The organism is Azospirillum doebereinerae, assembly GCF_003989665.1.
In the GTDB taxonomy this organism is placed as follows: domain Bacteria; phylum Pseudomonadota; class Alphaproteobacteria; order Azospirillales; family Azospirillaceae; genus Azospirillum; species Azospirillum doebereinerae.
The window spans coordinates 38,037-57,291 of record NZ_RZIJ01000008.1 but is presented as its reverse complement, the minus strand read 5'-3'; the positions used below and the strand labels follow the sequence as shown (position 1 = coordinate 57,291).

Genomic DNA, 19,255 nt, shown 5'->3' with positions numbered 1-19,255 from the left:
CGCAGCGCTGACGGCCTTCTCGGCGCGCAGGATCGGCAGGGCGCGCCGCAAAAACCACGTCTCGTCGTTGAAGGCGACCTCGGACGCGCAAATGAACCGGCCCAGCTCGACACTGTCCGCCGCCGGCAGCCCGGTGTAGCGGGTGATCGAGGCCTGCTGCATCGGCACGCTGAAGACAGCGACGCCGACCGGCGCGGCCGGTGCGACCCCGGTCTTGCGGAACAGTCCCACCGACAGCCGCGCCGCCGGAAAGCTGCCGCTGTAGTGGTGCTGGCGCACCAGCTCCCGCGCGGCGGCTTCGGCGATGACCTCCACTCCGAACTCAGAGGAGAGCGCGATAGGTGTTAGAGGCTGACCGGAAATAAAGTTGCGTGATTTCGGATGGCCGTGCTTCGGTTGAGTTGCGACACAAAACCGGAAGCCACTGATGGCCTGGACCGAAACCACGCGCCCGAAGTATCGTCGGGACGGGCTGCGCTATGCAAGTGATACGACCGATGCGGAATGGGCGGTGATTTCCCGTCACCTGCCCGATCCCTGCCGACGTGGCCGCCCTCGGCGGGTTGCCTTGCGCGAGGTGGTGAACGCCATTTTCTACATCGGGCAGACGGGCTACCAATGGCGCCTTTTGCCCAAGGATTTGCCGGCGTTCACGACGGTGCAGGGCTATTTCTACCGCTGGCGCGACGATGGGACCTGGGAGCGGATCAACCATGCCTTGGTGATGGTGGTCCGTGAGGCGATGGGACGCGAAGCCAGTCCTTCGGCGGGCGCGATCGACAGCCAGTCGGTCAAGACCACCGAGGCGGGCGGGCCACGCGGCTACGACGCGGGCAAGCGCATCAAGGGGCGCAAGCGCCATCTCCTGAGCGATACCAATGGCTTGCTCGTAGCGGCAACGGTTCACGCCGCCGATGTCCAAGACCGGGACGGAGCACCAGCGCTGTTGGCTTCCATCCGAACCCTTTTCCCTTGGCTGCGTCATGTCTTCGCCGATGGCGGCTATACCGGTCCCAAATTGGAAACCGCGCTCGATCGGATCGGCACTTGGACCGTGGAGATCATCAAGCGCTCCGATATCTCCAAGGGCTTCGAACTCCTCCCCCGCCGCTGGGTCGTCGAGCGCCTGATCGCGTGGCTCAACCGAAACCGCCGCCTGACCAAGGACTTCGAGGCTACCGTCGAAAGCGCCTTGGCGTGGCTCTTCATCGCCAGCGTTAAAATCCTCGTTCGACGGGTCGCCAGAACATGACCACAGCCAGAGCGATTCAGAGTCAGACTCTAACACCTATCGCTCGCTCCCAACGTAATGGAATTCACCTGCGGGTGATTTTAAATATGTCGCCAAGTAATAAAATAACTAGATAATCTGATGTTAGCCGAATGGCATATCCGCGTATGTTTGTCGCATGGGAAAACCTAATTGTTCCACTGGACAGCCTTAGACATAATAATGCAATAATTGGCGGACTTGCTGTTATAGCCTTAGCATGATCGTACCTGCCGCCCTTCTTATCTTGCGATGAATAGGATAAAAAGAATGCAGATCAAGTCATTTCAGTTGAAGATCGCTTCGCTCTCCGGACTCTGTCTGGCAGGAACGATCGTGGCTATGGTTGGCTTTGGTATTTTCTCAGCCAATGCAACCAACGACTTCGTTGGCCAGAACGTCTCCGAACTCCTCGAAAAGAAATCGAAGGAGGCCATTCAGAATCTAGCCTCAACCCAAGCCGGCTTGATCCGTTCAGAGTTCGAAACCGCCCTCAATGCCGCTCGCACCATGGCGCACGGCTTTGCCACCATGGTGGACCAGAAGAACGTTGGTGCAGTGCCCGTTGAACAGCGCCGTGAGGCACTCAACGCAATGCTGCTGAACGTCCTGAGCAACAACAAGCTGTTCAATGGCACCTACACGGCTTGGGAAACGAATGCCCTCGACGGGCGTGACGAGCAGTTCCGCAACAGGCGTGATACCGGCACCGACGCAACGGGCCGGTTCATCCCCTATTGGAACCGCGATCACAACGGTCGGATCGCCATGCAGTCGCTCGTAGAATATGACAGCCGCGACCTGCACCCCAACGGCGTCATGAAGGGCGGCTGGTATATCGGTCCAAAGGAAACGGGCAAGGAGAGCGTTCTCGATCCCCTGCCATATATCGTGCAAGGCAAGCAGGTCTTTCTGGCCACGCTTTCCGTGCCGATCATCGTCGACGGCAAGTTCCAGGGAGTCGCCGGCTCCGACTTCGACCTCGATTTTGTGCAGAAGCTGACCAGTCAGGTCAGCAAGTCGATCTTCGACGGGCGCAATGAAGTAATAATTGTATCCAACATGGGCTTGATCGTCGCACACAGCGCGCGGCCTGAGTTGATCGGTCAGCCACTCTCCAAGCTCAATACCTCCTGGGAGCAGGATATTGCCGTAGTGAAGAGCGGGCAGCCGAAGGTCGAGATCGACACCCAGTCGAAGATGTTGCGGACGCTCGCCCCTATTACCCTGGGGCAAACCGGGAAGCCATGGGCGGTGCTGATCCAGGTGCCGCAAAGCGTCGTTCTCGCGGACAGCGTTACCCTTGGTGCAGCGCTGGATGAGCGGGCAAATTCCACGGTGCTATGGCAGGTCGGGATCGCGGTGCTGGTGGCATTCGCGGCGGTCGGGGTTATGTGGGGCATGGCACGTGGTGTCGCGCGGCCAATTCGTGCGTGCGTCGGCTTTGCGGAGGGGATCGCCGCCGGTCGCTTTGACCAGAAGCTTGACGTCGAGCAGGTGGACGAGGTTGGCGTCCTGGCCGATGCACTGCGCAAAATGCTTGCCGACCTTGTGCGTATGAACACTCAGCGGGCCAAGGACCAGACGCGTTCGGAGGAAGAGCGGCGCACAGGGATGCTGCGGCTTGCCGACGATTTGGAAGGGCAAGTCATGAGCGTGGTCGAGGGGGTGGACGGCGCCGCCCGGGCGATGGGCATCACCGCCCAGAACATGACCAGCACCGCAACACAGACGAGCCAGCAGTCGGTGGTCGTTGCATCAGCCTCTGAAGAAGCCAACGTGAATGTTCAGACCGTTGCGGCGGCAACGGAGGAACTGTCCGGCTCCATTCGCGAAATCGGACAACAGGTCAACCGCTCAGCGGACATCGCTCGCGATGCCGTCGCTGCCGCTCAACAGGCGAACAGACAAGTGTTGGGGCTGAACGAGGCGGCGCTGAAGATCGGAACGGTGGTGCAGCTCATCCAGTCCATCGCCGCCCAAACCAACCTGCTTGCTCTGAACGCGACCATTGAGGCGGCTCGTGCCGGAGAGGCGGGCAAGGGCTTTGCGGTGGTCGCCGGAGAGGTGAAGAATCTTGCTAACCAGACCGCCAAGGCAACCGAGGAGATCGCTGGTCAGGTGAATGACATGCAACGGGTCACTGGGGAGACCACAGCGGTGATCAAGAGTGTTGGCACGATCATCGGCCAGATCAATGACATCGCCACCACGATCGCCGCCGCGGTGGAGGAGCAAAACGCAGCGACACTGGAAATAGCCCGCAACGTTCAGCAAGCTGCCAACGGCACCCAGGAGGTCACATCGAACATCGAAGTTGTCCGGCAAGCAGCGGCGGAGGCCAGCGAGTCCGCAGGGCAGGTGTTGACCGTCGCCGCCCAGCTTGGCGACGAAGCGGGACGCCTGCGTGCGGTGGTGACCGGTTTCCTGTCAAAGGTCCGCACTGCCTAGAAGCTGCTACGACCTCCCTTGTATGAGGGGGTCGAGTAGCAAGCGAACGGAAAACCTAGGTAAGGACAATGGGCATCCAGAGGGAGTGTCCGGAAAGCTGCGCCCTGGTCCACGAGGTTCCGGCGGACGCCTACGGCTATGGCGGGCGCACGCAGGAACACCGTACCATCGCCGGCCGGCTGGCGGCGTAAGACCGGTTACTTCCGGCGGTATTCGAACAGGACGCTGCCGTTGAAGCCGCACCAGTTGGAGCTGGCCACCTTGTTGTGCGGGGTTTCCGGAATCTCGACGACCGAGGTTCCCTTGGCTTGCAGGACCAGCCCCTCGCCCTCGTCGTTGGGGGTCCCGACGACGAGCCGGCCGGCGGCGTCCAGGCTGCCGACGCCGGAGAAGTCGCAGACCCACCGCGCGTTGGTCGGCTCCGCGCCGCTGACGCTGACGGCCACGCGCCCGTCGCGCAGCGCCATGGCCGCGATCCCGACGAAGCCCTCGTAATCGAAGGTGCCGACGTAGCGGTCGGCGGGCTTGGGCGCGCCAGGGTCGGGGCGGAAGCTCAGCACCGCCAAACGCCGTTCATACGCCATGCGCAGGCAGGGCACGGCGTTGCCGCAGGCGTTGCGGTCGGCGATCCACGCCTTCTGGTCGGCCTTGACCGCCGTTCCCGCCGCCCCGTCCTCCGGACTGGCGCCCGACAGCCGCTTGAGCGCGGCCCGGTAGGCGGCGGACAGCCGCTCATCCAGCTTCGACGTGACCGAGTCGGCGCAGATCGCCGTCTCGGTCGCGGTGGACGCCTTGGCGCAAGGGAAGCTCGCGGCCCCGGCGGCGGACGGCAGAGCCAGCAGGACGAGGGCCGGAATCAGACGGAACCGCATGCGCGAACCTTCGGTCGTGGACACAGCTTCCGGACCGGACGGCCCCCACCGGACCATCCCCGGACGCTCTCAAGCCGAAGCCTGACGCAGCAACCGGGGGCGGTCAACGGGCGCGCGGCCCCCCTCAGGACGCCGCCACCAGCGGCGGCGGGAAGCCCTCCCAGTTCAGCCGGGTCTCCGTGCGCGCCGCCACCGGGGCCGGGACGGGTGCCAGACGGTCGCGCCGGCCGCCGGCCGGGATGCCCAGCTCCGGGAACAGCAGTTCGGCGACCCGGTAGGATTCCTCCAGATGCGGGTAGCCCGACGCCACGATGGTGTCGATGCCCAACGCCTGATACTCGCGGATGCGCGCCGCCACCGTCTTGGGATCGCCGACCAGCGCCGTGCCGGCGCCGCCCCGGACAAGGCCGATGCCGGCCCACAAATTCGGGCTGATCTCCAGCTTGTCGCGGCGCCCGCCATGGAGGTCCGCCATGCGGTGCTGGCCGACCGCGTCGGATTCCTCGCGGAACCGCTTCTGGGCGGCGGCGATGGTGTCGTCGGACAAATGGCTGATCAGCCGGTCGGCGGCGGCCCAGGCCTCGGCCTCCGTCTCGCGCACGATCAGGTGGACGCGCAGGCCGTAGCGCAGGGTGCGGCCCAGCTTCGCCGCGCGCTCGCGCACGTCGTCGATCTTGGCCTTCACCTGCTCGGGCGGCTCGCCCCAGGTCAGGTAGGCGTCGTGCAGTTCCGCCGCCAGTTGGTGCGCGGCCGGCGACGAACCGCCGAAATAGAGCGGCGGGTGCGGGCGCTGGACCGGCGGGAACAGCAGCCGGCCGCCGTCGGCCTTCAGATGCTCGCCCTCGTAGCGCACCGTCTCGCCGGCCAGCAGGCCGCGCCAGATGTGCAGGAATTCGCGGGCGTGGTCGTAGCGCGCGTCATGGTCCAGGAAGAAGCCGTCGCCGGCCAGCTCCTGCGGCGCGCCGCCGGCCACCACGTTGATCAGCACGCGCCCGTTGCTGAGCCGGTCCAGCGTCGCCGCCTGTCGCGCCGCCAGCGCCGGGGTGAACACGCCGGGCCGCAGCGCCAGCAGGAAGCGCAGCCGCTCGGTCTGCGGGATGAGCGCGGCGGCGGTGATCCACGGATCCTCCATCGACTGGCCGGTCGGCACCAGCACGCCGTAATAGCCGAGCCGGTCGGCGGCGCGCGCGATCTCCGCGAGGTATTTCGGATCGACCGGCCGGTGCCCGATCTCCGAGCCGAGATAGGCGCCGTCCCCGGCGGTCGGCAGGAACCACAGGATGTCCGGCGCGGCGGGCGTGGCGGCGGTCGCGGGCGAGGGGGTGGTCATGAACGGAACGCTCCCGATGGTCAAGGCGGCGGTGGGGGGCTGCGCGGGGGGCGGCGGAATTGAACGCGGCGCCCTGCGTCACGCCCGGAACAATGAACGCGCTGAACGCAGGGAATCAACATTAAAATCTATCTTTGAAGTAGGGTTATATGCGACAAAATGCCCACGTCGTATGCTGCACCGCCGTCCGTGAAACCGGCGGACGACGCGACGACTGACGTACAGGAAAACAAAGGACACCACGCCGTGACCGACACCGGACCGCGTTCCCTGGCCGAACTGGAGGCGCGCTTCGCCCGCGACCTCGACCTGCTGATGGTGCCGCCGCCCGCCTGGGTGCCGCCGCAGGACGGCGCGCTCGACGTCGCCATCGTCGGCGCCGGGATGGCCGGGCTGACGGCGGCCTTTGCGCTGCGCAAGCTCGGCATCACCAACATCCGCCTGTTCGACCGCGCCCCGGCCGGGCGGGAAGGGCCGTGGGGGACCTACGCCCGCATGGAGACGCTGCGCTCGCCCAAGACGCTGGCCGGACCGGCGCTGGGCTTCGCCAACCTGACCTTCCGGGCGTGGTTCGAGGCGCAGTTCGGCCGCGACGCCTGGGAGACGCTGCACCGCATCCCGCGCCTGCAATGGCTGGACTACCTGCATTGGTACCGCCGCGTCACCAACCCGCCGGTCGAGAACGGCGTGGCGCTGACCGGGCTGGCCGGCGGCGCGGACGGCGTGACGCTGAACCTGAACGGGCCGGACGGCGAACGCCGCGTCGCCGCGCGCCGGGTCATCCTGGCGAACGGCCGCGACGGGCTGGGCGGGCCGTTCGTGCCGCCCTTCTGGAAGGCGGTCGACAAGCGGTTCTGGAGCCACGCCCATGAGGACATCGACTTCGCGGCGCTGGCCGGCAAGACCGTCGCCGTGCTGGGCGCCGGGGCCGGAGCGGTCGACAACGCGGGCACGGCGCTGGAGGCCGGGGCCGCCAAGGTGTACATGCTGATCCGCCGCGCCGAGGTGCCGCGCGTCAACAAGGCGCTGGGCGCCGGCCATCCCGGAATCGTGCTGGGCTTCAACGACCTGACGGACGCGCAGCGCTGGGAGCAGAACCAGTACATCGCCGACACCGCCGTGCCGGCCCCGCACAATTCGATGCTGCGCTGCTCGCGCCACCCGAACTTCGCGCTGCTGACCGGCTGCTCCATCAACGGCGCCACGGTCGAGGACGGCCGGCTGGTCTTGGACACCACGCGCGGCCGGGCGGTGGTCGATCACGTCGTGCTGGCGACCGGCTTCACCGTGGATTGGGAACAGCGGCCGGAACTGGCGGCGCTGGCCGAGAACGCCCTGCTGTGGCGCGACCGTTACGTGGCGCCCGGCAAGGAGGGCAGCGAGTTCGCCCAATACCCCTATCTCGGAAACCGCTTCGAGTTCCAGGAGCGCAACCCCGGCCAAGCGCCATGGCTGGGCCGCGTCCACGCCTTCAACTACGCGGCGGTGATGAGCCACGGCCGGGTGACCGGCGACATTCCCGGCATCAGCGCCGGAGCGGAGCGCTTGGCGGAAGGCATCGCCAGCCGGCTGTTCGCCGAGGATTACGACCGGCACTGGCAGCGGTTGCAGTCCTTCGAGACGCCGGAACTTCTGGGCGACGAATGGACCGAGGCGGACGGCTTCGCCTGAACGGCATCGACGGTGCCTGCGCGTGCGGGCGGCGGTTCTCCCCGCCGCCCGCCGCAGGATGGTCAACATTTTTTATAAAACTATATCTATGTAGGTTTATAGATTCGAATTGACTCGGCATTTCACGATGACCATCCTGTTCGGCAACAGAAAGCACACACAAAGTTTGCTTTTTAAAAGCCATAACAGGGGTATCTCGCGACATGCCGCCCATCCGCTCCGTCTCCCCCCACGCATCCGGATCGCCGCTGGGGCGGGTCCGCCGCGCGCTGATGGCCGCCGTCGGCGCCGCGGTGCTGCTGGGCTCGCTGGCCGTCCCCGCCGCCGCCGAGGGCACCATCCGCATCGCCGAGCAGTTCGGGCTGGGCTACCTGCCGCTGCACGTCCTGCGTCACCAGAAGCTGATCGAGAAGCACGGCAAGGAGCTGGGCGTCGACGTCACGGTGGAATGGGCGCAGCTCTCCGGCGGGGCGGCGATGAACGACGCGCTGCTGTCCGACAGCATCGACCTGGGCTCGGCCGGGGTCGGGCCGATGCTGACCATCTGGGACCGCACCAAGGGCAACGCCAACGTCAAGTCCATCGCGGCGCTGAACAACATGCCGCTGTTCCTGACCACCACGAATCCCAACGTGAAGACGGTCAAGGACTTCACCGACAAGGACAAGATCGCCCTGCCGGCGGTCAAGGTCGGGGTCCAGGCCCGCATCCTCCAGATCGCCTCCGAGCAGGCCTTCGGCGAGGGCAAGTTCGACGCGCTCGACAAACTGACCATCTCGCTGCCGCACCCGGACGGCACCGCCGCCCTGCTGTCGGGCTCGTCGGAGATCACCGGCCACATCTCGGCCCCGCCCTTCCAGTACCAGCAGCTCCAGGATCCCAAGATCCACAAGGTGTTCAGCTCCTACGACCTGCTGGGCGGGCCGCACACCTTCAACCTGATCTGGTGCAAGGAAGCCTTCCGCACCAAGAATCCCAAGACCTACAAGGCCTTCCTCGACGCGCTGAAGGAAGCCGTGGCGATCATCAACAAGGACCACGCGGCGGCCGCCGACGCCTATCTGGCCGTGAACAAGGGCGACCTCGACCGCGCCTTCCTGCTGAAGCTGCTCGACGACCCGGACATCCAGTTCACGGTCGTCCCCCGCGAGATCGAGCGCTTCGCCACCTTCATGCACAAGGTCGGCGCCATCAAGAACAAGCCCGCCTCGTGGAAGGACACCTTCTTCGAGGATCTGCACACCGAAACCGGGAGCTGACGCCATGAACGCCCTCTCCTACCCCGCCGTGGACACCGCCGCCGACGCCGCCTCGCACCGTCCCCTGCTGGACGTGTCGGGGGTGACGCTCCAGTACAAGACGCGCGACCATCTGGTGACGGCCTGCTACCGGGTCGATTTCCAGCTGTTCCAGGCGGAGCGCTTCGTGCTGCTGGGGCCGTCGGGCTGCGGGAAGTCCTCGCTGCTCAAGGCGGTCGGCGGCTTCCTGGCGCCGGTGGAGGGGGCGATCCGCCTGAACGGGCATGCGGTGACGCAGCCCGGCCCGGACCGCATGATGGTCTTCCAGGAGTTCGACCAGCTTCCGCCCTGGAAGACGGTCAAGCAGAACGTCATGTTCCCGCTGCTCGCCAGCGGCAAGGCCAACCGCCGCGAGGCGGAGGAGAAGGCGCTCGACGCCATCGCCAAGGTGAAGCTGACGAAATTCGCCAATTCCTACCCGCACACCCTGTCGGGCGGCATGAAGCAGCGCGTCGCCATCGCCCGCGCCATGGCGATGGAGCCGGACGTCCTGCTGATGGACGAGCCCTTCGCCGCGCTCGACGCCCTGACCCGGCGCAAGATGCAGGAGGAGCTGCTCCAGCTTTGGGACGACGTGCGCTTCACCATGCTGTTCGTGACGCATTCCATCGAGGAGGCGCTGGTCGTCGGCTCGCGCATCCTGGTGCTGTCGCCGCATCCGGGGCAGGTCAAGGCCGAGGTGAACTGCCACGACTTCGACCTCGCCTCCACCGGAAGCCCGGCCTTCCAGTCGACCGCCCGGCGCATCCACACCATGCTGTTCGCCGACGAGGTCGAAGCGCAGGGGAGCACCGGCGCATGACCGACCTGTCCGCCCCCGACCGTTTCCGTCCCACGCCCCCGATCCGTCCCGAATACGAGCGCGCGGTCACCGACACCGGGGTGATCGGCGACGCCGCCCGCCCGCTGTCGCCCTGGGAGAAGCTGGTCAACGTCGCGGCGCTGCGCCGGGTCCTGCTGCTGGCGGTCATCGCGGCGGTCTGGCAGGCGGCGGCGGTCTGGCAGAACAACCCGTTGATGTTCCCCACCTTCACCGCCACGGCGGCGGCGCTGTGGGACGCGGCGCTGAACGACACCCTGCTGCCGATGGCCTGGGTGTCGCTGTCGATCCTGCTGAAGGGCTACGCCATCGCCGTGGTGCTGGCGGTGGGGCTGACCACGCTGGCGGTCTCGACCCGGATCGGCGACGACCTGCTCTCCACCCTGACCGCGATGTTCAACCCGCTGCCAGCCATCGCCCTGCTGCCGCTCGCCATGCTGTGGTTCGGGCTGGGGGCGGTCAGCCTGACCTTCGTGCTGGTCCACGCCGTGCTGTGGCCGCTGGCGCTGAACACCCACGCCGGCTTCACCTCGGTGTCGGAAACGCTGCGGATGGCCGGGCGGAACTACGGGCTGCGCGGGCCGCGCTACGTGGCGACCGTGCTGATCCCCGCCGCCTTCCCGGCGATCCTGACCGGGCTGAAGGTCGGCTGGGCCTTCGCGTGGCGCACCCTGATCGCGGCCGAGCTGGTGTTCGGCGTGTCGTCGGGTAAGGGCGGGCTCGGCTGGTTCATCTTCCAGAACCGCAACGAGCTTTACACCGACAAGGTTTTCGCCGGTCTGGCCACGGTCATCCTGATCGGGCTGCTCGTCGAGAACGTCGTCTTCCGCTGGATCGAGGCGCACACCGTGCGCGCATGGGGAATGGTTCGCTAAAATCATGACGTCACCTCGTTTCGATGCCAATCTGACCACCGAACGCCCGACCTTCGTCACGCATCTCGACTGCGCCTACACCGGCGAGCGCTACGAGGCCGACACGGTCCACAACCTGTCGCGCGCCGGCAAGCCGCTGCTGGTCCGCTACGACCTGGACGGCGTCAGGCGCGCTCTGACCAAGGAGGCGCTGGCCGGGCGCCCGCAGGATCTGTGGCGCTACCGCGAGCTTCTGCCGGTCCGCCGGGTCGAGGACATCGTCAGCCTGGGCGAGGCGGTGACCCCGCTGGTCCCGCTGCCCAAGCTGGCGGCGAAACTCGGCGCCTCCGAACTGCTGGTGAAGGACGAGGGGCGGCTGCCCACCGGCTCCTTCAAGGCGCGCGGGCTGGTGATGGCGGTGTCGATGGCCAAGGAGTTCGGCATCACCCACATGGCGATGCCGACCAACGGCAACGCCGGCGCCGCGCTGGCCGCCTACGCCAGCCGGGCGGGGATCCGCACGACGGTGTTCTGCCCGGCCGACACGCCGGAGGTCAACGTCTCGGAGATCGAGCTTCAGGGCGCCACGGTCTACCGGGTGAACGGGCTGATCGACGATTGCGGCAAGATCGTCGGCGAGGGCAAGGCCAAGGTCGGCTGGTTCGACGTCTCCACCCTCAAGGAGCCCTACCGGATCGAGGGCAAGAAGACGATGGGGCTGGAGCTGGCCGAGCAGCTCGGCTGGGAGCTGCCCGACGTGATCTTCTACCCGACCGGCGGCGGCACCGGACTGATCGGCATGTGGAAGGCCTTCGCGGAGTTGGAGGCCATCGGCTTCATCGGATCGAAGCGCCCGCGCATGGTCGCGGTGCAGGCCGCCGGCTGCGCCCCGATGGTCCGCGCCTGGGAGGCCGGGGAGGAGCACGCGCCGCGCTGGGAGGACGCCCACACCATCGCGTCGGGCATCCGCGTGCCCCAGGCGGTCGGCGATTTCCTGATCCTGCGCGCGGTACGCGAAAGCGGCGGCTTCGCCATCGCGGTGGAGGACGCGGCGATCCAGGCGGCGCTGGACGAGGCGGCGCGCGAGGAAGGCTTCCTGCTGTGCCCGGAGGGGGCGGCAACCTACGCGGCCTACAAGCAGGCGCTCGCCGACGGTCGGGTGGGCCGGCACGAACGCGCGGTGCTGTTCAACTGCGCCACGGGCTTGAAGTATCCGCTGCCGCCGGTGCATCGCACGCTGGACCGGCATCAGCCGATCGATTGGGAAGGGTTCTGAGGGGAGGCCTCGGCTGGCGATTGCCCCTCCCTAACCCTTCCCCGCTGGGCGCTACGGCATTCACACATCTCGCATATGCAAGAAATTTGCGACCTTTGGTAGCGAATGCCCTTCTCCCCTTGAGGGAGAAGGGTTGGGATGAGGGGTGTTCCGCCGAAGGCGGAAGCTTGCGCCCCCTCACCCCAACCCCTCTCCCACAAGGGGAGAGGGGCTCTATTCAATGCCAAGCCGCATTTCCTACCGCATATGCGAGATGTGTGAATGCCGTAGCCGCCCAGCGGGGGAGGGCCGGGGTGGGGGCAATCGCCAGCCGACGCCCCCGCACCCTCACTCCAAAATGCGGTTGCGCAGATGCCCCTCCTCCAGCAGCAAGCGCACCGTCTCGGCGGCGTTCGTGCGCATCTCGATGGCGGCAGCGTCGGAATGGAAGGCGTTGTGCGGCGTCACCACCAGACGCCCCGCCAGCCAGTCGGCCCGCTCCCGCCACGCGTCGAGCAGCGGGTGCGGGGCGGGCGGCTCGCTCGGCAGCACATCCAGCCCGGCGGCGGCCAGCCGCCCGCTCCGCAGCGCCGCCTCCAGCCCGTCGAGCCCGTCCAGCAGCTCGCCGCGCGCGGTGTTGACCAGGATGGCGCCCGGCTTGAACCGCTCCAGCCGTTCGGCGGACAACAACCCGCGCGTCGTGGAATCGAGCGGGCAATGGAAGGTCACGATGTCGGCCTGACCCAGCAGATCCTCCAGCCGGCGGACCCGCGCATAACCGACCGCTTTCTCGTGCCCGGCCGGCTGGTGCGGATCGAAGCCGAGGATGCGGTGGCCGAAGGGCTTCAGCCGGTTGACCACCGCCGTGCCGATCCGACCGACGCCCACCACCCCGACCGTCGCCTTGGCCGAGCGCAGCAGCGGCGACAACGTGTTGGTCTGCCACGTCGTGGTGTGGGACCGGGCGCGGTGGTCGTGCTCCCACAGCCGGCGCTGCAACGACAGGATCAGCGCGACGGCGTGGTCGGCGACCTCCTCCGTCCCGTAATCAGGGTTGTTGGCGAAGGGGATGCCGGCCTCGGCCAGCGCCGCCACGTCGATCTTGTCGTAACCGACGCCGAACCGCACGACGCCCTTGCAGCGCGTCAGGTGCGGAACGCTGCGCCGGGTCACGGGGGCGCCCCAGACCAGCAGCGCGTCGAGCCGCGCGAGCCGGGCCGGGTCGAAGTCCTCCTCCCGCCGGGTGTCGAAGAAGTCGACCTCCACGGCCTCGCCCAGCACCTGGGCCTCCAGCACCGGCGGTCCCATCATGTGATCGGTCACGCCGACGACCCAACGCTTGTCCCCCGTCATTCCCTCATGCCTTCCTGCTGCGAGTGAACCCAATGAGCGCGTCTTTTCCCGCTGGCCGTTTTTCCCCCGACCGCCTCGTCGCCACGCTCGACGCCATCCTGCGCCGCGCCGGCAGCGCGCCGGAGGAGGCGGCCATCGTCGCGGCCAACCTTGTCGACTCCGACGCCAAGGGCCACGCCAGCCACGGCGTGTGCCAGATCGCCGTCTACATGACCAGCCTGGAGCGCGGATACCTGACCCCCAACCGCCACGCCCGAATCCTGCGCGACGAGCCGCCCTTCCTGGTGGTGGACGGCGACGTCGGCTACGGGCAGGTGATCGCGCGCGAGGCGACCGATCTCGCCATCAAGCGGGCGAAGTCCGGGACCGGCGCCACCATCCTGGCGCTGCGCAACGCCCACCACATTGGGCGTGTCGGCGCCTATGGCGAGCAATGCATAGCCGCCGGGCTGATCGGGGTGTTCTTCGTGAACGTGGTCAGCCGGCCGCTGGCGGCCCCCCACGGTGGAGCGCGGCCGCGTCTCGGCACCAACCCGATCTGCGTCGCGGTGCCGGGCACGCCGGGCCACGCGCCGGTGCTGCTCGACTTCGCGACCAGCGCGGTCGCCGCCAACAAATGCCGCGTCGCCGCCTCGAAGGGCGAGGCCGTCGCCGAGGGCCTGCTGGTCGATCCCAAGGGCCGTCCCACCACCGATCCGGCCGTGATGTTCGCCGAGCCGACCGGCGCCATCCTGCCCTTCGGCGGGCGCAACTCCGGCCACAAGGGCTACGGCTTGGCGCTGGCCTGCGAGATCCTGGCCGGCACCATCGCCGCCGGGCTGCCGGCCCTGCCGGAGAATCTGCGGCCGGGCCGGGTGGTCAACAACGCGCTGGCCTTCCTCCTCGATCCCGACCGGGTCGCCGGTCCCGGTTGGCAGGCGCTGACCGACGCGGTGCTGGACTACATGGAGGACACCCCGCCCGCCCCCGGCAGCGACCGCGTCCGCATCCCCGGCGAGCCGGAGCGCGCGCACGCCGCCCAGGCGGCAGACCGCGGCATCGCGCTCGATCCCGACACGCTGGCGGCGCTGCACCGGATCGGCGGCGGCTTCGGCTTGGACGTGGCGGCGTTGCTGGGGCATGGCTGAGGATCCTGATTTCACATCATTGTACCGCATATGTGTGGAAATATAGTCTATATTGACAGTAGAAATAAAGCCGCGTAGCGTCGGCGCATGGATCGCTCGCTTGAGGGAATGAGACCATGCCGGACACCAACCAGCTTTTCACGCTCGACCGCCTCGACCCGCAGGTCGTGGCCTTGCACGAGGGGATGCAGGCGCAGGGGCTGGTGTCCGCCGACCCGCTCGCCATGCCGCTGCACGAGGCGCGCGCGGCGGCGGAACGGTCGCACGTCTTCCTGAACCGCAACGCCCCGGCGATCCGCACCGAGGAGATCGAGGCCGCCGGCCCGGCGGGGCCGCTGCGGCTGCGGCTCTACCGCCCACCCGGCGGAGAGGGCCGTCCGCTGCCGGCGCTGGTCTATTTCCACGGTGGCGGCTTCGTGGTGAACAGCGTCGACACCCACGACCGTCTGCTCCGCCTGCTCGCCGTGCGCAGCGGCGCGGTGGTGGTCGCGGTGGCCTATGGCAGGGCGCCGGAGCACCGCTTCCCGCACCAACACGACGAGGCGCTGGCGGCCTTGCGCTGGGTCGCCCGGCACGGAACCAGCCATGGTCTCGACAGCGGCCGCATCGCGGTCGGCGGCGACTCCGCCGGGGCCAACCTCGCGCTCGGCGCCGCGCTTGCCGCCCGCGCGCCCGGCGAGCCGCGCGTGTCCTTCGGTTTCCTGTTCTACGGCATGTTCGCGCACGACTTCCACACGCCGTCGCACCGCCGTTTCGGCGACGGGCGCTATGGCCTGACCACGGCGCGGATGCGCTGGTACTGGGGGCAGTATCTCGGCCATGGCGAGACCACCCGCGACCCGCGCGCCGCGCCGCTGCTGGCCGACCTGTCGGGCCTGCCGCCGCTGCTGCTGCTGGCCGCCGGGCTGGACTGCCTGCGCGACGACAGCCTGCGGCTGGCCGAGCGGCTGGCGGCGGCCGACGTGCCCTACGACCTGACGGTGTACGAGTCCCTGCCCCATTCCTTCGCCAGCATGACCCGGCTGGTCGAGGCGGCGGACGGCGCCGTCACCCGCGCCGCGCTGGCCGTGCGCCGGCATCTGGGGACCTGAGCCAGCGGACGGGAGTTCCCCTCATGCGTCACAGCCTCCACCGTCTTGTCGAGCCGGCGCCGTCCGCGCTCGGCAGCCACGCGCAGATCCTGCAACTGGTCCTGGACAACATGGCGGAGGGGGTCTGCGTCGCCGATCTGGACGGCCGCATCATCACCGCCAACCCGGCGGCCGAGGCGGTGTTCGGGCCGCTGCACGGCGTCGCCTTCGACGAGCGCTTCGGGTCGAGCTTCCGGTTGGACGATCAGGTCACGCCCTGCCCGCCGGCCCTGCGGCCGATGACCCGCGCCATCCGCGGCGACAGCATCGAGCGCCAGAGCCTGTTCATCGCCGGCAACCGCAGCCCCGACACCTCCGGGGAGGACCAGCGGCGCGGCACTTGGATCCGGCTGAACGCCCGCCCGCTCTTGGAGCCGGACGGGCGGATCGTCGGCGGTGTGCTGGTGTTCCGCGACATCACCCACATCAAGTCCACCGAAGACCGCATGGCCTATCTGGCACAGTTCGACCTGTTGACCGGGTTGCCCAACCGCTTCCAGTTCCGCCAGCGGCTGGAGCGGGCGATGGCCGGCGCGCGGGCCGGCGGGCGGCGGCTGGCCGTTTTGTTCCTCGACTTCGACCGCTTCAAGGAGATCAACGACACGCTCGGTCACGCGCTGGGCGACGATCTGCTGGCCGCCATCGCGCGGCGGCTCGCGGACAGCCTGGGGCCGGCGGTCTTCCTGTCGCGGCTGGGCGGCGACGAGTTCACCGTGATCGTCGAGGACGCCAGCCGGGACGAGTCCGTAACGGCGGTCGCCGACGCCGTGCAGCGGGCGCTGGCCGAGCCCTTCCCCTTGGGCGACAACGCCTACGCCCTGTCGGCCAGCATCGGCGGCGTGGTGTTCCCCGACGACGGCGAGGCCGTCGACGACCTGCTGCGCAAGGCCGACATGGCGATGTATCAGGCCAAGGAGCGCGGTCGGAGCAACGTCCAGTTCTACGACGCGTCGATGACGGCGGTCGCGGCGGAACGGCTGTTCATGAAGACCATGCTGGCCCAGGCGCTGGCGCGCGGCCAGTTCTTCCTGCACTACCAGCCGCTGGTCGAGGCCGCGACCGGCCGGCCGGTCGGGGTGGAGGCGCTGCTGCGCTGGCGCTGCGACGAGCTGGGCCTCGTGTCGCCGGCCAAGTTCATCCCGGTGACCGAGGAGACCGGGCTGATCCTGCCGATCGGGCGCTGGGTGCTCGATACCGCCTGCCGGCAGGCCCGCGCGTGGCAGGAGGCCGGGCATCCGCCGGTCGAGATCGCCGTCAACCTGTCGCCCCGCCAGCTGCGCGACCCGTCGCTGGTGGACCACGTGCGCTCGGTGCTGGCCGACACCGGGCTGGACCCGGCGCTGCTGGTGCTGGAGATCACCGAGGGCCTGCTGATCGAGGACATGGCGCTCAGCCGCCGGGTGCTGACGGCGTTGAAGGGGCTGGGCATCCGGCTGGCGCTGGACGATTTCGGCACCGGCTATTCCAGCCTCAGCTACCTCAACTGCCTGCCCTTCGACATCCTCAAGATGGACGGCTCCTTCACCCGCAGCCTCAGCGACGCCGAGGGCGACAACGCGGGCGGGCAGGCCATCGCGCGGGCGATCATCGCGCTGGCCGGCAGCCTGAACATGGTGCTGGTCGCCGAGGGCGTGGAGACGGCCGAGCAGCGCGACTGGCTGACGCGCAACGGCTGCGACCTGCTGCAAGGCTACCTGCTGGGCCGCCCCGCCGACGCCCAGGCCGTGACCCAGACCCTGCGGGCGCTGGAGCGGGAGCACGCCGCGCTTGAACACGGAGATTTCGTTATATAAAAACAAACCACCGGCCGGAAGAAGATTCCTATTTTCAATATAGGGTTTTGGCGCTACTCTCTTCCTTGCGACGGTGAAAGCGGAAAATTCCCTAAGGTTTTCCGCTCGTCGGGACCGACGGCGCTCGCAAGGCGGTCCGGTCTCGGGATCGGTGGCGCGGGTTTTGGGATGGATCCGCGCCGCCGCCTCGCCTCAGATGTCGAAGTTCGGGGCCAGATCGCCGGTGGATTGCCGGTGGCGCAGGGCGTCGGCGAGCGTGTGGTTGTCGAGCACCCCGGCGGTCGCATCGCGCACCTGCACCATCAGCCAGCGCACCGAACAGGTTCCGGGGTCGAGGCAGTCGTCGCAGGGCTTGAAGGAGAATTTGCTGGCGCAGGGGATCGGCGCCAGATGCCCGTCGACCAGCCGGATCACCTCGCCGAAGGTGATCGCCGAGGGCGGTCGGGCCAGCCGGTAGCCGCCGCTCTTGCCGCGCTTGGCGAACAGAAGGCCCTGCTTGCGCAACTCCACCAGGATGGCTTCCAGGAACTTGCGCGGGATGTTCTCGCGTGTCGCGATGTCGGCGATCAGGATCAAGTCGTCGTCGTCGACCCGCTCCGCCAGCATGATCAGGGCGCGGAGCGCGTATTTGGCTTTCTGCGACAACATTCCGACGGAATCCGATCCTGTGCGGCGACAATGGGGATGGCCGCGCGCCCGAACCGCCGCGTGGACGCGCCGGCCAGACACATAAACCGGCTTGGATGTTCGGACAACACCGGCTTTCCCAGCGGCAGAAACGGGAAACGCCCGTTTTGCCTTGCCGAGGCGCGGCCATAAAATACAAGATTTCCTCGTCTTTAAAATCTACATTTCTATAGATTTATGTATTTTAGGGATTGCGCGCTCCGCTCAAGCCGCACTAAGCTTTTCGAACAGGGAGAGACGCGGCGGGACCGGTCAAGCAACGGACAGCCGACGCCGAAGTCCACGCACCTCCATTCAAAACACTCACTCTTCTTGTGGAAGACGACCAATGAATAAGACCCTGACCCGTTTCGCGTTCGCCACGCTGGCCGCCGTCCTTCCCTTCACGGCGGAGGCGGCGGGCGGCAAGGTCGTCGTCGGTTACCAGACGGACGCCCTTCCCTCCTCGGTGGGCATCGCCAACGGCGATTTCGCCAAGGCCACCGGCACCGAGGTCGATTTCCGCAAGTTCAATTCCGGCGCCGAGATCTTCGCCGCCATCGCGTCCGGCGACGTGCAGGTCGGCTATGTCGGCTCCAGCCCCTTCGCGGCGGCGACCAGCCGGGGCCTCGACGTCAAGGCCTTCCACCTCGCCACCATTTCCGGCACCGACGAGGCGCTGGTCGTGCGCAACGGCTCCGGCATCGAAAAGGCCGGCGACCTGAAGGGCAAGAAGCTCGCCGCCGCCCCGGTCTCGACCGACCATTACCAGCTGCTCGCCGTGCTCAAGCAGGAGAAGCTGAGCGAGCGCGACGCCCAGGTCTTCGCCATCCCGCAGCCCGACATCGTGGCCGCCTGGAATCGCGGTGACCTCGACGGCGCCTTCGTCTGGGATCCGGCGCTGACCGAGCTGAAGAAGACCGGCACGGTGCTGCTGACCTCGCGGCAGGTCGCCGACCGGGGCGCGCCCACCTTCACCGCCTGGGTCGCCACCGCCCCCTTCGCCAAGGACAACCCGGCCTTCCTCAAGAGCTTCGCCGGCGTCGTCGAGAAGTACAGCGCCTCCTTCCAGAGCGACAAGGCCGCCTGGGGCCCGGACTCCGAGAACGCGAAGGCGCTGGCCAAGCTGCTTGGCGGCACGCCGGCCGATCAGGCCTCGGCCCTGTCGAACCTGTCGCTGGTCCCGGCGCAGCAGCAGGCGACGGTTTCCTGGCTGGCCGGCGGCGAGGGCAGCGGCGCCGCCAAGATCCTGAAGGCGACCGCCGAGTTCCTCAAGGAGCAGAAGAAGATCACCACCGTCCTGCCGAGCTACGGCGGCTTCGTCACCGCCGACTACGTCAAGGACGCGCGCTGACCGCCAGCGCA

Annotated in this window: 16 protein-coding genes and 1 pseudogene; 12 read left to right on the top strand and 5 right to left on the bottom strand. The window is 67.8% G+C overall.

Going from position 1 to position 19,255, the window contains the following annotated elements; translation table 11 throughout:
* Nucleotides 1–39 precede the first annotated feature (39 nt).
* Nucleotides 40–279, bottom strand: a pseudogene (locus tag EJ913_RS33350) (Mom family adenine methylcarbamoylation protein); the annotation flags it as partial.
* Nucleotides 280–427: 148 nt separating this feature from the next.
* Here EJ913_RS33350 and EJ913_RS11905 point away from each other — a divergent pair.
* From EJ913_RS11905 to EJ913_RS32985, 3 genes are all read left to right on the top strand, one after another.
* Entirely contained in the window at nucleotides 428–1,252 is an 825-nt protein-coding gene (locus tag EJ913_RS11905; protein WP_126998051.1) for an IS5 family transposase, read from the top strand.
* Between the two features lie 288 nt (nucleotides 1,253–1,540).
* Nucleotides 1,541–3,721, top strand: coding sequence for a methyl-accepting chemotaxis protein (locus EJ913_RS11900; RefSeq protein ID WP_126998049.1), 2,181 nt, complete (start codon nucleotides 1,541–1,543; stop codon nucleotides 3,719–3,721).
* A gap of 68 nt (nucleotides 3,722–3,789) precedes the next feature.
* Nucleotides 3,790–3,912, top strand: coding sequence for a hypothetical protein (locus EJ913_RS32985; protein WP_280531375.1), 123 nt, complete (start codon nucleotides 3,790–3,792; stop codon nucleotides 3,910–3,912).
* Nucleotides 3,913–3,918: 6 nt separating this feature from the next.
* Here EJ913_RS32985 and EJ913_RS11890 read toward each other — a convergent pair whose 3' ends face one another.
* On the bottom strand, nucleotides 3,919–4,593 hold the full coding sequence (locus tag EJ913_RS11890; RefSeq protein ID WP_126998047.1) for a lysozyme inhibitor LprI family protein: 675 nt from the start codon (nucleotides 4,591–4,593) through the stop codon (nucleotides 3,919–3,921).
* A 124-nt stretch (nucleotides 4,594–4,717) separates the two neighbouring features.
* The gene (gene ssuD, locus EJ913_RS11885) at nucleotides 4,718–5,923 is read right to left on the bottom strand and encodes an FMNH2-dependent alkanesulfonate monooxygenase (RefSeq protein ID WP_126998045.1); all 1,206 of its coding nucleotides are present in this window, start codon (nucleotides 5,921–5,923) and stop codon (nucleotides 4,718–4,720) included.
* Nucleotides 5,924–6,169: 246 nt separating this feature from the next.
* Here ssuD and EJ913_RS11880 point away from each other — a divergent pair, with 246 nt between their 5' ends.
* The 5 genes from EJ913_RS11880 to EJ913_RS11860 all read left to right on the top strand — a co-directional run bounded on the left by EJ913_RS11880 (nucleotide 6,170) and on the right by EJ913_RS11860 (nucleotide 11,842).
* A complete protein-coding gene (locus EJ913_RS11880) occupies nucleotides 6,170–7,594 on the top strand; it encodes an FAD/NAD(P)-binding protein (protein ID WP_244939332.1) in 1,425 nt (474 codons plus the stop codon).
* Between the two features lie 203 nt (nucleotides 7,595–7,797).
* Nucleotides 7,798–8,853, top strand: coding sequence for an ABC transporter substrate-binding protein (locus EJ913_RS11875; protein ID WP_244939331.1), 1,056 nt, complete (start codon nucleotides 7,798–7,800; stop codon nucleotides 8,851–8,853).
* A gap of 4 nt (nucleotides 8,854–8,857) precedes the next feature.
* Nucleotides 8,858–9,694, top strand: a complete 837-nt coding sequence (locus EJ913_RS11870; protein WP_126998041.1) for an ABC transporter ATP-binding protein — start codon at nucleotides 8,858–8,860, stop codon at nucleotides 9,692–9,694.
* Nucleotides 9,691–10,587 carry an ABC transporter permease gene (locus EJ913_RS11865; RefSeq protein ID WP_126998039.1) on the top strand — a complete coding sequence of 299 codons (897 nt, stop codon included), beginning with the start codon at nucleotides 9,691–9,693 and terminating at the stop codon, nucleotides 10,585–10,587. Before EJ913_RS11870 ends, EJ913_RS11865 begins: the two co-directional genes overlap by 4 nt.
* Before the next feature lie 4 nt (nucleotides 10,588–10,591).
* Nucleotides 10,592–11,842, top strand: coding sequence for a threonine synthase (locus EJ913_RS11860; protein WP_126998037.1), 1,251 nt, complete (start codon nucleotides 10,592–10,594; stop codon nucleotides 11,840–11,842).
* A 327-nt stretch (nucleotides 11,843–12,169) separates the two neighbouring features.
* On the opposite strand, the gene EJ913_RS11855 is transcribed toward EJ913_RS11860, so the two are convergent.
* Nucleotides 12,170–13,174 carry a C-terminal binding protein gene (locus tag EJ913_RS11855; protein ID WP_126998036.1) on the bottom strand — a complete coding sequence of 335 codons (1,005 nt, stop codon included), beginning with the start codon at nucleotides 13,172–13,174 and terminating at the stop codon, nucleotides 12,170–12,172.
* 32 nt (nucleotides 13,175–13,206) lie between these two features.
* Between EJ913_RS11855 and EJ913_RS11850 the strand changes: the two genes are divergently transcribed.
* The 3 genes from EJ913_RS11850 to EJ913_RS11840 all read left to right on the top strand — a co-directional run bounded on the left by EJ913_RS11850 (nucleotide 13,207) and on the right by EJ913_RS11840 (nucleotide 17,224).
* Nucleotides 13,207–14,301, top strand: coding sequence for a malate/lactate/ureidoglycolate dehydrogenase (locus EJ913_RS11850; protein WP_126998034.1), 1,095 nt, complete (start codon nucleotides 13,207–13,209; stop codon nucleotides 14,299–14,301).
* A 116-nt stretch (nucleotides 14,302–14,417) separates the two neighbouring features.
* A complete protein-coding gene (locus tag EJ913_RS11845; RefSeq protein ID WP_126998032.1) occupies nucleotides 14,418–15,392 on the top strand; it encodes an alpha/beta hydrolase in 975 nt (324 codons plus the stop codon).
* Nucleotides 15,393–15,415: 23 nt separating this feature from the next.
* Complete coding sequence (locus EJ913_RS11840; RefSeq protein WP_126998030.1) at nucleotides 15,416–17,224, top strand: putative bifunctional diguanylate cyclase/phosphodiesterase; 1,809 nt, start codon at nucleotides 15,416–15,418, stop codon at nucleotides 17,222–17,224.
* Between the two features lie 192 nt (nucleotides 17,225–17,416).
* Here EJ913_RS11840 and EJ913_RS11835 read toward each other — a convergent pair whose 3' ends face one another.
* Nucleotides 17,417–17,872 (bottom strand): RrF2 family transcriptional regulator, encoded by a 456-nt coding sequence (locus tag EJ913_RS11835; protein WP_126998028.1) that lies wholly within the window; start codon nucleotides 17,870–17,872, stop codon nucleotides 17,417–17,419.
* A gap of 367 nt (nucleotides 17,873–18,239) precedes the next feature.
* Between EJ913_RS11835 and tauA the strand changes: the two genes are divergently transcribed.
* Complete coding sequence (gene tauA, locus EJ913_RS11830; RefSeq protein ID WP_126998026.1) at nucleotides 18,240–19,244, top strand: taurine ABC transporter substrate-binding protein; 1,005 nt, start codon at nucleotides 18,240–18,242, stop codon at nucleotides 19,242–19,244.
* Nucleotides 19,245–19,255: the final 11 nt, after the last annotated feature.

What these genes read in the sequence shown, in the direction of transcription:
- EJ913_RS11905 (WP_126998051.1), top strand. Translation starts at nt 428, where the DNA reads ATGGCCTGGACCGAAACCACGCGCCCGAAGTATCGTCGGGACGGGCTG.
- EJ913_RS11900 (WP_126998049.1), top strand. Translation starts at nt 1,541, where the DNA reads ATGCAGATCAAGTCATTTCAGTTGAAGATCGCTTCGCTCTCCGGACTC.
- EJ913_RS32985 (WP_280531375.1), top strand. Translation starts at nt 3,790, where the DNA reads ATGGGCATCCAGAGGGAGTGTCCGGAAAGCTGCGCCCTGGTCCACGAG.
- EJ913_RS11890 (WP_126998047.1), bottom strand. Translation starts at nt 4,593, where the DNA reads ATGCGGTTCCGTCTGATTCCGGCCCTCGTCCTGCTGGCTCTGCCGTCC.
- ssuD (WP_126998045.1), bottom strand. Translation starts at nt 5,923, where the DNA reads ATGACCACCCCCTCGCCCGCGACCGCCGCCACGCCCGCCGCGCCGGAC.
- EJ913_RS11875 (WP_244939331.1), top strand. Translation starts at nt 7,798, where the DNA reads ATGCCGCCCATCCGCTCCGTCTCCCCCCACGCATCCGGATCGCCGCTG.
- EJ913_RS11870 (WP_126998041.1), top strand. Translation starts at nt 8,858, where the DNA reads ATGAACGCCCTCTCCTACCCCGCCGTGGACACCGCCGCCGACGCCGCC.
- EJ913_RS11865 (WP_126998039.1), top strand. Translation starts at nt 9,691, where the DNA reads ATGACCGACCTGTCCGCCCCCGACCGTTTCCGTCCCACGCCCCCGATC.
- EJ913_RS11860 (WP_126998037.1), top strand. Translation starts at nt 10,592, where the DNA reads ATGACGTCACCTCGTTTCGATGCCAATCTGACCACCGAACGCCCGACC.
- EJ913_RS11855 (WP_126998036.1), bottom strand. Translation starts at nt 13,174, where the DNA reads ATGACGGGGGACAAGCGTTGGGTCGTCGGCGTGACCGATCACATGATG.
- EJ913_RS11850 (WP_126998034.1), top strand. Translation starts at nt 13,207, where the DNA reads ATGAGCGCGTCTTTTCCCGCTGGCCGTTTTTCCCCCGACCGCCTCGTC.
- EJ913_RS11845 (WP_126998032.1), top strand. Translation starts at nt 14,418, where the DNA reads ATGCCGGACACCAACCAGCTTTTCACGCTCGACCGCCTCGACCCGCAG.
- EJ913_RS11840 (WP_126998030.1), top strand. Translation starts at nt 15,416, where the DNA reads ATGCGTCACAGCCTCCACCGTCTTGTCGAGCCGGCGCCGTCCGCGCTC.
- EJ913_RS11835 (WP_126998028.1), bottom strand. Translation starts at nt 17,872, where the DNA reads ATGTTGTCGCAGAAAGCCAAATACGCGCTCCGCGCCCTGATCATGCTG.
- tauA (WP_126998026.1), top strand. Translation starts at nt 18,240, where the DNA reads ATGAATAAGACCCTGACCCGTTTCGCGTTCGCCACGCTGGCCGCCGTC.